The organism is Sulfitobacter geojensis, from assembly GCF_000622325.1.
Lineage (GTDB): Bacteria > Pseudomonadota > Alphaproteobacteria > Rhodobacterales > Rhodobacteraceae > Sulfitobacter > Sulfitobacter geojensis.
Window position 1 is genome coordinate 2034453 of record NZ_JASE01000005.1, and the last position, 12871, is coordinate 2047323.

Below are 12871 nucleotides of genomic sequence, written 5' to 3' on the forward strand. Positions count from 1 at the left end.
GCAATATAGGAAATATTCCCGATATTGCGCTAGACACTGGCGTGGATAAGGACGTTCGTTCTGAATGATCTGCGCAAAGGAACATTTGGCCCTGAACCGGAAGGATATCGGAATGAGCGTTCGAATAGACGAGACGGATCGGAAGATTTTGGCAGAGCTGCAACGCGATGCGAGCCAGTCATTGGATGATATTGCCAAAAATGTCGGGTCATCAAAGACGCCTGTGTGGAACCGGATTCGCAAGTTGAAAGAGGCGGGTGTGATCGGACAACAGACCGTGATGCTGGATGCCGAGGCGCTGGGGTTTGAGGCTTGTTTCTTTGTATTGATCCGCACGTCGGAACATGATGCCGAGTGGCAGGCGCGTTTTTTAAAAGCGCTCAAAGACCGGCCGGAGGTGCAGGAGGCGCATCGTCTTGCAGGAGATATCGATTATATCCTGAAGGTGCGGGTGAAGAATGCACGCGCTTATGACGTATTTTATCAGGCGCTGATTTCCGAGGTGCGGGTGCATAATGTGACCGCGCTTTTGTCGATGGAGGAAATCAAGTCGACAGTTGTGCTGCCCTTGTGATCTGACCGGTGCATTGACGCGCGACTTTGTTCGGGGTGCGTGTGGCAAGGCATGTCAATCGCGGCAGGGTTTCATGCATGCTGGAAGGTTTTGGCATACGCTGAGAAGGTGTTTAGGGCGCGATGCGTCCTAAACGACCTGTTGCGAGGGTGGATACGATTCCGACCGGCCTCAAGGACAAGCCGCGCAGGCGCGGTCGCTTGCGCGATCCTTGACCCCGATCAGAATCGCGGGTTGATCATCAGCCGGTCGAGTTTGTGAAAATGATAAGCGTTTGCGTAGAGCGGTTGTTCTGCCAGCTGCATGTTCGGCATATGTGCAAACAGGGCGGGCAGCGCAATCTGGAGTTCAAGGCGTGCAAGCGGGGCACCGACACAGAAGTGTAGCCCACCGCCAAAGGCGGCATGCGGTTTGGCGCGGCGCGCGGGATCGAAACGGTCGGGAGTGTCATAAAGGGCGGGGTCACGGCCTGCGGCTCCGAGAATCAGCGCGATTTGCGCATCTTTGGGCAGGGTGATGCCGCCCAGCTGGATGTCCTCATAGGCGAAGCGCGTGAACATATGCAGGGGCGGATCAAAGCGCAGCAGTTCCTCAACCGTGGCGGCAATGGCATCGGGGGCCAGAGCAGCGGTTGGAGTCTTATGTTCCAGCAGGCATTTCACGGCGTTGCCAAGGCTGTGTACCGTTGCTTCGTGACCTGCGTTCAACAGCAGGATGCAGGTGCCGATCAGTTCTTCCGTTGACAGTTTTTCACCGTTCTCTTCGGCTGCGATCAACTGGGTGATCAGGTCGTCGCGCGGATCATTGCGGCGTTTGTTGATGTAACTGGTGAGAAAGTCCGTGAAATCGGCGCTGGCCTGATTGGCGGCCTCTTCGATGTCGCGCGTACGGCCCGCCTGATACATCGCCACCATCGCGTTCGACCAACGCAGCAGGTCGTCCGACATTTCTTCGGGAACGCCCAGCAGCCGCGCAATGATGCGCACGGGAAGCTGCGTACAAAAGGCGGGGATGAGATCAAAGCTGTCCCGCGGAAGGCGGGCGAGCAATTCTGCGCTAACGGCTTCGATATCGGGGGACAGGTCACGGATGCGGCGCGAGGTGAAGGCGCGCAACACCAGCGACCGCAGGCGGGTGTGGCGGGGCGGCTCCATATCCAGCATTGATGTTGCTTCGACCCTGTCCCAATCGCGCAGATGATCGGCCGTCGGCTGCACCAGATGTGGCGGCTTTTCGCGTCCCAATCGGCGGTCGCGCAGCAGGGCCTGAACGGTGGCCGCGTCAAAGGCGGCATACATGTCGTACTCTTTCCAGAACACCACCGGACCTGCGACGCGTGCGCGGTCATAGGCGGTGTAGGGATCCTGGACGAAATCGGGATTAAGCGGGGAGAGGGAGAGGGTGTGCATGGCGCATCCAAATCGCAGGGGACTGGTCTTTGCAAGGGGGCATGTGCAAACTGACGTTATGAGAGATGGAATTGGACAACGCGTGCTAGCAGTGCTGGCATTTTCGGGGATCGTTTTGGCCCTTGCGATAGGGGTGTGGCGCTATGCCTATGATCAGGGGCTGGACCAGCTGGCGGCGCGGGGGCAGGCGGATCTGGCGCTGGCGGGGGACCGGTTGGTCGGTCAATTGCAGCGCTACCGCGATCTGGCGGTGCTGATGGCGGATCATCCGGTGATCAGCATTGCCGCGCGTTATGGTGTGACGGATGGCACCCGTGATGTGCTCGTGGGCGCTGCGGATAAAACGGCGGCGCTGGATGTATTGGTATTGTCAGCGCAGGGGCAGGTCATGGCGTCGGTTTCGGGAAATGCGCCGATGGATCTGGGGGGATATCCCTTTGTTAAAAGGGCCTTACGCGGTGCGTTGGGCTGGGGGCACGGACCGGCGGAGCCGTTGACCCAACGGGCGTTTTTCCATGCGGCACCGGTTTTCAATGATGCAGGCAAGGTGCAGGGTGCCGTGGTTGTCGTCACGGATTTGAACGGCATTGACTATAACTGGCGCGGGACCAATCCGGCGGCGTTTTTCACGGATAAGGCAGGCGAGGTTTACATCGCGAACCGCACCGAGCTGTTGTTCTGGACACGGGCGGAGGGGGCCGCTGGATTGATCCCGCCTACGGGTGTGCCGCCGGCGTTCAGCGCACAAAGGGTGGGCCCCCACGAGATTTGGCAGTTGGGGTGGGGGCCCTATCTGCCCGGAGAAGCCCTGCATCTGACGCAGGCCTTGCCTGTGATCGGGATGACAGGCGAAGTGTTGCTGGATGTGACGCAAACCCGTGCGCTGGCCTTTGCACAGGCGGCTGCGGTGGCGGCCTTGTGTCTGGCTTTTGGATCGCTGTTGTTTCTCGCATCCGAGCGGCGGCGCACATTGGCGGCGGCGAATGTCCAGTTGGAAGCGCGGGTGGCGAAACGCACCGTGGCCTTGCGCGACACCAACGAAAAACTGGTGGAAGAGGCGTCCGTTCGTGAAGCGGCGCAGGTGGCCTTGCGTCAGGCACAGGACGATCTGGTGCAGGCAGGCAAGCTAAGCGCCCTGGGCCAGATGTCAGCGGGGATCAGTCACGAGTTGAACCAGCCCTTGATGGCGATCCGGTCCTTTGCCGAAAATGCGGTACAGTTCATAGAACGTGGCAAACCCGAGCGGGCGGGCGAAAACCTGACACGGATTTCCGAGATGAGCCAACGGATGGCGCGGATCATCCAGAACTTGCGGGCCTTTGCGCGGCAGGAAGATATCGCACAGGACTGCATTGATCTGCACAAGGTATTGCACGCTGCACTGGACCTGACGGCAGGCCATCGCGAAGCCGCGGGTGTTACACTGCACTGGGACGCCAGGCCCCGCGACATACAGGTGCGCGGCGGCGAGGTGCGGTTGGGACAGGTGTTTGTAAACCTTATCACCAATGCCGTGGATGCGATGGCTGAAAGCCCGATGCGCGAATTAAGGGTTGATGCGCAGTGTGACGGGGATCAGGTGAGCGTTACTTTCCGTGACACCGGTCCGGGGATCGAAATGCCGGACAAGGTGTTCGATCCGTTTTACACCACGAAAGCGGTGGACCAGAGCAGCGGCATGGGGCTGGGCCTGTCGATCAGCTATGGCATTGTGCAGAGCTTTGGAGGACAGATACGGGGAGCAAATCAGGACGGCGGAGGGGCTGTGTTTACGGTGATACTTGAGGCGGGTGCGGCCAAGGAGCAGGCGGCATGACGGGAACGGTTCTATTGGTGGATGACGACGCCGCGGTGCGCGAAGCGCTGGCGCAGACGTTGGAATTGGCCGAGATCAACACGATCACTGCCGGTTCTTTTGTTGCCGCCAAAGACCGGATGACCGCCGGTTTCGACGGGGTGATCCTGTCGGACATGCGGATGCCGGGGCGGGACGGTTTTCACCTGCTGGAATACGCCCGCGCGCAGGACCCGGACCTGCCGGTGATCCTGCTGACGGGCGAAGGGGACATTCCCATGGCGGTGGCGGCCATGGCGCAAGGTGCCTTCGGCTTTCTTGAAAAACCCTGTGCCCCTGCGGAATTGATCGCGGTGCTGGAACGGGCCTTGCACACCCGCGCGCTGGTTCTGGACAACCGCCGGCTGCGCCAATTGGTTGAAACCGGCGATCCTGCGGCGCGGATGTTGTTTGGCACGTCCGATCTGGCCGAAGCGCTGCGCTGTCAGGCGCGGCTGGTCGCTCAGGCTGAAGGGGACGGGTTGATCACCGGTGCGCCGGGGTCGGGGATTTCGAAAGTGGCAGAGGTGATCCACCTGAGTTCTGCCCGCTCCAAAGCGCCCTTTGTCAAACGTGCCGCCGCCGGCATGACATCCGACACCCTGCGCGCAGCTTTGCAGGAGGCCGAGGGCGGCAGCCTGTTCATCGACGAAATTTCATATTTGCCCGCGCAATTGCAACTGGTGCTCAGCGAAAGCCCGCAAGGGGTGTGCCTGATGGCGGGCAACACGCGCGATCTGACGGCGGAAATGCAGGCCGGGCGGTTTAACGCGGATCTCTATTACCGGCTTGAGGCGTTAAGCGTGCGCATCCCGTCCTTGGCCGAACGCCCCGAAGATATCCCTGAAATGTTTCGCCGCTATGTGGCCCAAGCCTCGGAACAAGCGGGGTTGCGGGCACCGGAAATCACCCCCGAGGTCATCGCTAGCCTGATGGCGCGGGACTGGCCCGGGAATGCGCGGTCCTTGATGTCGGTGGCGATGCGGTTTGTGATGGGGGTGCCGGAGGATGTGGTGCCGGACACCACGCTGGGACTGGTCGAACAGATGTCGATTATTGAACGCTCGCTGCTGGAAACGGCCTTGCGGCGCACCGGCGGTCAGGCGTCAGCCGCAGCGGCGGCGCTGAAACTGCCGCGCAAGACCTTCTATGACAAACTTGCACGCTACAGCATTCGCGCCGAGGATTTTCGCCCCTAAGCGGGGCTTAAACCTGTGCGGATTTCCGCACAGGTCCCTGTAGCGCTGTGCGGATAACCGCACAAATTGCGGAGGTATTGCTCATGCGACGGATGAGGTATTTGTCTTAAGTATTTGAGTTATTGATATAATATCATTTCAACCTCCCGCGCTAAACACATCCTTGTGAGTGGCCCTCACGCGGCGTCTTATATCCCCAGCGCAGGTTAAAGCTTGCGAGACACTGATTCTGCACTCTGGGAGGAGACCACCATGAAATTTTTGACAATGGCCGCATTGGCCATGACCGTATCCGCTGGCGCTGTTGCTGCTGCTTGTGATGATGGCGAAGTCGTTATCAAATTCAGCCACGTGACCAATACCGACAAACACCCCAAAGGCATCGCCGCGTCCCTGCTGGAACAGCGCGTCAACGACGAGATGAACGGCAAGGCCTGTATGGAGGTTTTCCCGAACTCAACGCTTTATAACGATGATCAGGTGCTTGAAGCCCTGCTGCAAGGCGACGTTCAACTGGCGGCACCATCCCTGTCGAAGTTCGAGCAGTTCACCAAACAGTTCCGCATTTTCGATCTGCCCTTCATGTTCAAAAACATCGACGCGGTTGACGAATTCCAGCTGTCCGAAACCGGTCAGGCGATGAAAGCGAGCATGTCGCGCCGTGGTCTGATGGGGCTGGCGTTCTGGCACAACGGCATGAAGCAGATGTCGGCGAACAAGCCGCTGAACCTGCCAACAGATGCGGCGGGCCTCAAATTCCGCGTGCAGAACTCTGACGTGCTTAAGGCGCAGATGGCGGCGATGGGTGGTTCACCCCAGCCGATGGCCTTTTCCGAAGTTTACGGTGCTTTGCAAACCGGCGTTGTCGACGGTCAGGAAAACACTTGGTCCAACATCTATGGCAAAAAGTTCTTTGAAGTGCAGGACGGTGTGACCGAAACCAACCACGGCATCATCGACTATTTGCTGGTGACCTCCACAGACTGGCTTGATTCACTGGACGCAGATGTGCGTGACCAGCTGATGACCATCGTGAGCGAAGTGACCGAAGCGCGCAATTCGGAATCAACCACCGTGAATGCCAATGCCAAGCAGGCAATTCTGGATGCAGGTGGTGTTGTGCGTGAATTGGACGCGACACAGCGCGATGCATGGGTTGCGACGATGAAACCGGTCTGGGAAGAGTTCAAAGGCGATGTCGGCCAAGAGAATATTGACGCAGCGCAGGCAATCAACGCCAAGCACTAAGCGTTAAACGCAGCCGGCCCGTGTTCCACAGGGCCGGCTGTAACCCAATACATTTGCACGTTTATTCTGGACAGGGGGTGCGGCATGTCTGGCCATTCGTCGACGCAAACCGGGCTTGCGCGTATCGTAAGCGAGATCGAGGAGACGGCGATTGCGCTGATCCTCGGCTTAATGACACTCATCACATTTATTAACGTGGTCCTGCGCTACGGGTTCAACACCGGCATCATCTGGGGCCTTGAGGTGGTGACATTCCTGTTCGCATGGCTGGTGCTGTTCGGCATGTCCTATGCGGTTAAGGTAACGGCGCATCTGGGCGTGGACGCGGTAATCAACCTGTTCGACGAGGGGCCGCGCAAGGTGCTCGCCATCCTCGCCGGTGTGATCTGTGTGATCTATGCCGGTCTGTTGATGAAAGGCGCATGGGATTATTGGGCACCTTTTGCGGGGCTCGATGCCACCACGGGACGCTGGTTCCCCACCGGATTTGAAAACAGCCGCGATCAGGCATGGTACGAGGTGATCGACACGCCGATCCCTGAATGGTTGCGCTTTATCGAGCCGATCATGAACGAGGGCGAAGCCTATGAGAAAATTCCGCGGTTCATTCCCTATGCCATGTTGCCCTTTGGCGCGGCGCTGTTGCTGCTGCGCTTTGTGCAGGCCACCGTCAAAGTCGTCGCTGGACGGCAGAAATCATTGATCGTCAGTCACGAAGCCGAGGATGCGGTCGAAGACGTAAAACATATGAACGCGGAGGGCTAAGCACATGGAAGTTGTCATTCTTTTCACCATGGTTGTGGGCCTGATGCTGGTTGGCGTGCCGATTGCGGTCTCGCTTGGCCTGTCCTCTATCATCTTTTTGCTGGCGCTATCGGACACGTCGATGGCTTCGATTGCCCAGACGTTTTTTCAAGCCATGGCAGGGCATTACACACTGCTGGCGATCCCGTTTTTCATTCTGGCATCGTCGTTCATGTCGACGGGTGGAGTGGCACGCCGGATCATCCGGTTTTCGATTGCGCTGGTCGGGCATCTTCCGGGCGGTTTGGCGATTGCGGGTGTCTTCGCCTGTATGCTCTTTGCCGCGCTCAGCGGCTCATCGCCCGCTACGGTGGTCGCGATCGGGTCGATCGTCATCGTCGGCATGCGGGAGGTCGGCTATACCAAAGACTTCGCCGCCGGTGTCATCGCCGTCGCTGGTACCTTGGGCATCCTGATCCCGCCGTCGATTGTGATGGTGGTCTATGCCTCTGCTACGGATGTTTCTGTGGGCCGGATGTTTCTGGCCGGGGTTATTCCCGGACTTCTGGCCGGTATGATGTTGATGATGACCATCTACATCATGGCGCGGGTGAAGAACCTGCCCAAGGGCGACTGGAAGGGCTGGGGCGAAGTGCGCCGGTCCGGCATCGAAGCGGGATGGGGTCTGTTTCTGATCGTGATCATTCTGGGCGGCATCTACGGCGGAATCTTTACGCCGACGGAGGCCGCGGCGGTGGCGGCGGTCTATGCCTTCTTTATCGCGTCCTTTGTGTACCGCGATATGGGGCCGCTGCATGTGGAAGGTGAGGGGGCGAATATTTCGTTCCTCAGCAAGCCGTGGTCGGCGATCACCGTGTTCTTTCACCGCGACACCCGTGACACTCTGTTCGAGGCTGGCAAGCTGACGGTGACCCTGATGTTCATCATCGCGAACGCGTTGATCCTGAAACATGTTTTGACCGACGAGCAGATCCCGCAGCAAATATCTGCCGCGATGTTAAGCGCGGGTTTCGGGCCGATTGTGTTTTTGATCATCGTGAACGTGATCCTGCTGATCGGCGGGCAGTTTATGGAACCCTCGGGCCTGCTGGTAATTGTGGCCCCGCTGGTGTTTCCGATTGCCATTGAACTGGGGATCGACCCGATTCATCTGGGCATTATCATGGTTGTGAACATGGAAATCGGGATGATCACCCCGCCGGTAGGGTTGAACCTGTTCGTCACTTCGGGCGTGGCCAATATGCCGATGATGAATGTCGTACGCGCCGCGCTGCCGTTTCTCGCAGTGCTGTTCGTCTTCTTGATCATGGTGACCTATATCCCCGCGCTCAGCACCTGGCTGCCAGAGCTGATGATGGGGCCGGAGATCATCACCAAGTAAGAGTGCTTGGTGATGACCGCCTGTGGGCGAGTTGCAGATCAGGCGGCGGCGAGGGCCGCGATAATCGGGGCAAAATCGCTGGCCTTAAGCGAGGCCCCCCCAACGAGAGCACCGTCAACGTTTTCGGCTTTGAAAATGGTGGCCGCGTTGTCGGGTTTTACGGAACCGCCATAGAGCAGCGGAATGGCATTGCCGATGTCATCGCCAAAGCGTGCGATCAGACGGGTGCGGATGAAATCATGCACCTCTATGATCTGTTCAAGGGTCGGGACCTTGCCCGTCCCAATGGCCCAGATCGGTTCATAGGCGATCACGGTGTTTTCCGCGCTCACGTCGCTGGGCAGCGAACCGGCCAGCTGGCCGCCGATAATGTTGAGGGTATTGTCGGCTTCACGGTCTTCAAGCGCTTCACCGATACACAGGATCGGGGTCAGACCTGCGGCCCACGCAGCTTCGGCTTTGTCGCGGACCATGGTATTGGTTTCCTCATGGGCGTCGCGGCGTTCGGAATGGCCGACGATCACATAGCGCGCGCCACTATCGGCAATCATTTCTGCCGAGATATCGCCGGTATAGGCACCGGAGGTTTGCATGTGACAGTCCTGCGCGCCGATGGCGATATTGCGGGCTGTTTCACAGGCGCGAAACAGCAGTGTTGAGGGCGGGCATATGACCACGGTGGGCGCGTTCGCGGGCAAGGACGCGGTAAGGTGTTCCAGTTCGGCCAAGGCATTGCTTGTCCCGTTCATCTTCCAGTTTCCGGCGGCGATTTTGCGGCGCATGTCTGTCCTATGGTGTTGGGAATGTTGCCTTTGCCTAACAGCTACGCCTTTTCAAGGCAATCGGCCGCGCGCCGCTCAGCGCAGCAGTGCCAGCGCCTCACGCGCCAGTGTGGTGGCGGATGCCGGATCATCAAGGGCGGCGTCCGGTAAGGTCCAATAAGGCATGGAGGAGGCGGCACCGTTTTTGCGGGTGTAGGTCCATTGGGTGCTGCCCGCTGCGGCCAGCTTGGCGGTAAACTCGGGCTCCTGCGCTTTAAGCAGCAGCTGCCCGTCAGAGCGCATCAGTGCGAAGATCACCCCGTCGGCGTATATGCCGAGGCCGCCGAACATCTTGCGGGTCGTCAGATTGGGGATGTCGCTGAACAGGTCGGTGGCAAAGGCGATGTCTGCCGCCGCGAGGCTCATTTAACGGCGAGTGCGTCGTCGAACTTGATCGACTCCCCACAGCCGCAGGCTTCGGTCACGTTGGGGTTGTTGAATTTGAAGCCGGATTCCAGCAGCGTTGTTTCATAGTCGATTTCGGTCCCGAACAGAAACATCTGCGCCATCGGGGCGATCATCACACAGGCACCGTCCTGATTGACCACCTCATCATTCGGATCAGCGGCATCCACGTATTCCATGGTGTATTCCATGCCCGCGCAGCCGCCTTTTTTGATGCCGATCCGCAGACCTGCATGACCCGCAGACGCCATCAGCTTGGTGATCTGCGCCGCCGCTTTGGGGGTAATGGTGACGGCCTGTTTGCCTGGGATACCGAACATGTCTCTTCTCCTGTTGCACCAAAGATAGGCAGAGGCGCTTATGTTCTCAAGGTGGGGTTACATAAAACCCAGCTCAAGGCGGGCTTCGTCAGACATCATGTCCATGCCCCATGGTGGTTCCCAAACCAGCTCAACATTGACCTGCTTGATGCCGGGCAGGGGTTCGACCGCGTCGGCGACCCAACCGGGCATTTCGCCCGCCACTGGACAGCCGGGAGCGGTGAGCGACATCTTGATGTCGACCGCGTTTTCCGCGTCGATGTCGATGGTGTAGATCAATCCCAGTTCATAAATATTCACCGGGATTTCAGGGTCATAGACACTTCGGCAGGCCTCGACGACCTGTTCGTACATTGGATGATCAGTGGTCGACGGCGCAATCAGCGGCGTGCCTTCCATGGGTTGTGTTTGATCGGTCATCGGGCCCTCGTTTATATCTTGAGTGTTTATATAGGGATTGTCACCTGCAACGTCTAGGGCGAGAAGCGGCTTGGGCGGGATGGTTGTGCATTGGAGGTGACGGGTTAGTCCGAAACTTGCGGTGTGGGATGGGCAGGCTCGGGTCGATCCGCTGTATTTCTCGGACCGTAAAGTCGGTCACTGCCGCATGACATTCTTGACGTAAGGTAACCCTCCCTCATAGGTTGAGGTTAGGCGAGGGTAATTACCCTTGCACAGCAACCAGACGCTAGGAGCCTCGGATGACAGTTGATGTTAACAAAAAGGCCGCGGATTTTGCGGCGGGAATGAATAAACGCTATGCGGCCGCACGGGTGAAATGTGTTGCTGCCTGCAAAGCCTCTGATGAGAAAAAGAAGAAAGCCAACGCCGAAGGCGAAAAACGCGGCATGTGTATGAAGGACGGCGGGCCGATCCCCAAGACGAAACCGGAGGACCGTGTGGTCAAGCTGAACTTTGTGGTGGCTACGTCCAAAGTCACGAAAAAGCGCACCGGCAAAGAGCAGGCAAAATCGGTCCTGTCGGGGAAAAGCTGGACCTGTGCTTCTAACCACATGGCCGATAAGGCGCGCCATGTTAATATTTCGTCAGAGATCCCGAAAAAGGGCGATAAAGGCGGGTTTGACAAAAAGTCTTATCAGGACAAGCCCAAAAGCTGTTTCGGTGACGGGCCCGAATTTGTCTGGAAGTGGGAAACGTTCAAAAGTGAATGGGCCGCTGAAATGAAGAAGCAGGGGTTCAAAAACTATAAAGGCAAAGATGGCTATGGGGAGGGGGATGCCTATCACCTGGAACTGCCGGATTCCCGCCCCAAGCGCAGTGACGCGGAGGTCATTGCCTGCATGGTGGAATATGCGACCCAAACCCGCGTGAATGGTAAAAAGAAGAACGATAAGTTCGAAAAAAGCTGGGCCAAAGATTTGAAAAAGCACATCGAAGCGGCCGAAAAGAAAGCGGATCCGAAAAAGGAGGGGCCGCGCTAGCCGCCCTTGCGCTTTCTAACGGGCTGCGGTTTTACCCGCGCTTCGATTTCGTCATAAAGCTTGCCGACAATGTCCTTGCCAGTAGCCTTTTCGATGCCTTCAAAACCGGGGGAGGAGTTGACTTCCAACACCTTGGGGCCGGACTCCGAGCGCAGCAAATCCACACCCGCCTTGCCCAAACCAAAAGCACGGGCGGCACGCAGAGCGGTATCGCGTTCCTCTTTCGATATGCGCACCACCTTGGCCGACCCGCCGCGGTGCAGGTTTGAACGGAAATCCCCATCCGCACCGGTACGTTTCATCGCAGCAACCACTTTGCCTGCGATCACCAGACAACGGATGTCCTCGCCGGCCGCTTCCTTGACGAAGTCCTGAACAAGGAAGTTTGCCTTTAGGCCGCGAAAGGCGTCGATCACGGATTCTGCAGCCTTTTTGGTTTCGGCCAGAACAACACCTTTGCCCTGCGTCGATTCCAGCAGTTTCACAATCAGGGGGGCCGTGCCGACCAACCCCATCAGGTTTGACGTGTCCTTGGGAGACGCAGCAAATGCGGTTGTCGGCATGCCGATTTTCTTGGACGCCAAAACCTGATGCGCATGCAGCTTGTCGCGGCTGGCGGTAATGCCTGCGGAACCGTTCACACAGTAGGTGCCGATGGTTTCGAACTGGCGGATCACGGCGGTGCCATACGGCGTGATCGACGCGCCGATGCGCGGGATCACCGCATCATAGCGGGGCAGGCGTTTGCCGTCATAGTGCACTTCCGGTGCCATGGCATTGATCGCCATATAGCACCGCGTTGTGTCGATGACTTCGACGGTATGACCGCGCTCTTCGCCCACGTCGACCAGACGGCGGGTGGAATAATTATCCTCGCGGCTTAACACCGCGATGCGCAACGCGCGCTTGGGGGCGGTTTTGCGCACGGCTGCCGTATGGTAGACGTCATAGCTCAGATCCGGTTGCAAACGCCGCTCGGTCGCGGAAATCGTGATGTGGTCGTTCAGCGCCTGACGGCCCAGCAACATCCGGCTGGTCAGTCCAGCGCGGTTGGTCAAGGTCACCTCGATCGGCCAGCTTTGCCCGCCGACTTCCAGCTTGGTTTCAATCACATAGCGCTGTTCGGATTCGCCGTTGGAAGAGGTCACCTCGCGCCGGTCCACAAGGGGGGCCGAACAGGTGATCACGATGTCTTCGCGGCCCGCAATAGGATGCACGTTAAAGCGCACCTTGGGGTGGGCGGCAGACCCGAAGGTTTCGATGTCATGGGCATGCAGGGCAGAGGTGCGCGCGCCTGTATCCACTTTGGCTTTGATCGCGGGCAAGCCAAGCCCTGGCAAAGCCACCCATTCTTCCCAACCAAAAGCGAGATTTTCCATGTGCAGCACCCTTTGTGTTCAAGTGCCGGACCTAACAGCCAACCGGTATGATCTCAACCAAAGACTGGCCTGTCGGAGGGTCAATGCAACAGTT

Annotated in this window: 13 protein-coding genes; 7 read left to right on the forward strand and 6 right to left on the reverse strand. The window is 58.4% G+C overall.

The features are described from left to right. Nucleotides 1-112 precede the first annotated feature (112 nt). The gene (locus Z947_RS0111885; RefSeq protein ID WP_025044526.1) at nt 113-574 is read left to right on the forward strand and encodes an Lrp/AsnC family transcriptional regulator; all 462 of its coding nucleotides are present in this window, start codon (nt 113-115) and stop codon (nt 572-574) included. Between the two features lie 221 nt (nt 575-795). Here the strand turns inward: Z947_RS0111885 and Z947_RS0111890 are convergent, their stop codons facing one another. Next, complete coding sequence (locus Z947_RS0111890) at nt 796-1983, reverse strand: cytochrome P450 (protein ID WP_025044527.1); 1188 nt, start codon at nt 1981-1983, stop codon at nt 796-798. 58 nt (nt 1984-2041) lie between these two features. Between Z947_RS0111890 and Z947_RS0111895 the strand changes: the two genes are divergently transcribed. From Z947_RS0111895 to Z947_RS0111915, 5 genes are all read left to right on the forward strand, one after another. Further along, complete coding sequence (locus tag Z947_RS0111895; protein WP_156026653.1) at nt 2042-3799, forward strand: sensor histidine kinase; 1758 nt, start codon at nt 2042-2044, stop codon at nt 3797-3799. Next, on the forward strand, nt 3796-5016 hold the full coding sequence (locus tag Z947_RS0111900; RefSeq protein WP_025044529.1) for a sigma-54-dependent transcriptional regulator: 1221 nt from the start codon (nt 3796-3798) through the stop codon (nt 5014-5016). The genes Z947_RS0111895 and Z947_RS0111900 overlap by 4 nt, the downstream gene beginning before the upstream one ends. A gap of 252 nt (nt 5017-5268) precedes the next feature. Next, nucleotides 5269-6264 (forward strand): DctP family TRAP transporter solute-binding subunit, encoded by a 996-nt coding sequence (locus Z947_RS0111905; protein ID WP_025044530.1) that lies wholly within the window; start codon nt 5269-5271, stop codon nt 6262-6264. Between the two features lie 84 nt (nt 6265-6348). Beyond that, nucleotides 6349-7029: a TRAP transporter small permease gene (locus Z947_RS0111910; RefSeq protein WP_025044531.1), complete on the forward strand. Its 681-nt coding sequence runs from the start codon at nt 6349-6351 to the stop codon at nt 7027-7029. Between the two features lie 4 nt (nt 7030-7033). Next, nucleotides 7034-8410: a TRAP transporter large permease gene (locus tag Z947_RS0111915; protein ID WP_025044532.1), complete on the forward strand. Its 1377-nt coding sequence runs from the start codon at nt 7034-7036 to the stop codon at nt 8408-8410. Nucleotides 8411-8448: 38 nt separating this feature from the next. Here Z947_RS0111915 and tpiA read toward each other — a convergent pair whose 3' ends face one another. From tpiA to Z947_RS0111935, 4 genes are all read right to left on the reverse strand, one after another. After that, nucleotides 8449-9192 (reverse strand): triose-phosphate isomerase, encoded by a 744-nt coding sequence (gene tpiA / locus Z947_RS0111920; RefSeq protein WP_025044533.1) that lies wholly within the window; start codon nt 9190-9192, stop codon nt 8449-8451. 75 nt (nt 9193-9267) lie between these two features. After that, nucleotides 9268-9597, reverse strand: coding sequence for a TfoX/Sxy family protein (locus Z947_RS0111925; RefSeq protein ID WP_025044534.1), 330 nt, complete (start codon nt 9595-9597; stop codon nt 9268-9270). Beyond that, on the reverse strand, nt 9594-9956 hold the full coding sequence (locus Z947_RS0111930; RefSeq protein ID WP_025044535.1) for a HesB/IscA family protein: 363 nt from the start codon (nt 9954-9956) through the stop codon (nt 9594-9596). The genes Z947_RS0111925 and Z947_RS0111930 overlap by 4 nt, the downstream gene beginning before the upstream one ends. A gap of 57 nt (nt 9957-10013) precedes the next feature. Continuing rightward, complete coding sequence (locus Z947_RS0111935; RefSeq protein ID WP_025044536.1) at nt 10014-10376, reverse strand: SUF system Fe-S cluster assembly protein; 363 nt, start codon at nt 10374-10376, stop codon at nt 10014-10016. Between the two features lie 281 nt (nt 10377-10657). On the opposite strand from Z947_RS0111935, the gene Z947_RS0111940 reads away from it, so the two are divergent. Further along, entirely contained in the window at nt 10658-11398 is a 741-nt protein-coding gene (locus tag Z947_RS0111940) for a hypothetical protein (RefSeq protein ID WP_025044537.1), read from the forward strand. Here Z947_RS0111940 and rimK read toward each other — a convergent pair. Next, nucleotides 11395-12777 carry a 30S ribosomal protein S6--L-glutamate ligase gene (gene rimK / locus Z947_RS0111945; RefSeq protein ID WP_025044538.1) on the reverse strand — a complete coding sequence of 461 codons (1383 nt, stop codon included), beginning with the start codon at nt 12775-12777 and terminating at the stop codon, nt 11395-11397. The two genes, Z947_RS0111940 and rimK, sit on opposite strands and share 4 nt — an antisense overlap. Nucleotides 12778-12871 lie beyond the last annotated feature (94 nt).

Coding starts and splice junctions, on each gene's coding strand:
- rimK (WP_025044538.1), bottom strand. CDS start 12,777: ATGGAAAATCTCGCTTTTGGTTGGGAAGAATGGGTGGCTTTGCCAGGG.
- Z947_RS0111910 (WP_025044531.1), top strand. CDS start 6,349: ATGTCTGGCCATTCGTCGACGCAAACCGGGCTTGCGCGTATCGTAAGC.
- Z947_RS0111890 (WP_025044527.1), bottom strand. CDS start 1,983: ATGCACACCCTCTCCCTCTCCCCGCTTAATCCCGATTTCGTCCAGGAT.
- Z947_RS0111915 (WP_025044532.1), top strand. CDS start 7,034: ATGGAAGTTGTCATTCTTTTCACCATGGTTGTGGGCCTGATGCTGGTT.
- Z947_RS0111895 (WP_156026653.1), top strand. CDS start 2,042: ATGAGAGATGGAATTGGACAACGCGTGCTAGCAGTGCTGGCATTTTCG.
- Z947_RS0111930 (WP_025044535.1), bottom strand. CDS start 9,956: ATGTTCGGTATCCCAGGCAAACAGGCCGTCACCATTACCCCCAAAGCG.
- Z947_RS0111905 (WP_025044530.1), top strand. CDS start 5,269: ATGAAATTTTTGACAATGGCCGCATTGGCCATGACCGTATCCGCTGGC.
- Z947_RS0111935 (WP_025044536.1), bottom strand. CDS start 10,376: ATGACCGATCAAACACAACCCATGGAAGGCACGCCGCTGATTGCGCCG.
- Z947_RS0111925 (WP_025044534.1), bottom strand. CDS start 9,597: ATGAGCCTCGCGGCGGCAGACATCGCCTTTGCCACCGACCTGTTCAGC.
- tpiA (WP_025044533.1), bottom strand. CDS start 9,192: ATGCGCCGCAAAATCGCCGCCGGAAACTGGAAGATGAACGGGACAAGC.
- Z947_RS0111940 (WP_025044537.1), top strand. CDS start 10,658: ATGACAGTTGATGTTAACAAAAAGGCCGCGGATTTTGCGGCGGGAATG.
- Z947_RS0111885 (WP_025044526.1), top strand. CDS start 113: ATGAGCGTTCGAATAGACGAGACGGATCGGAAGATTTTGGCAGAGCTG.
- Z947_RS0111900 (WP_025044529.1), top strand. CDS start 3,796: ATGACGGGAACGGTTCTATTGGTGGATGACGACGCCGCGGTGCGCGAA.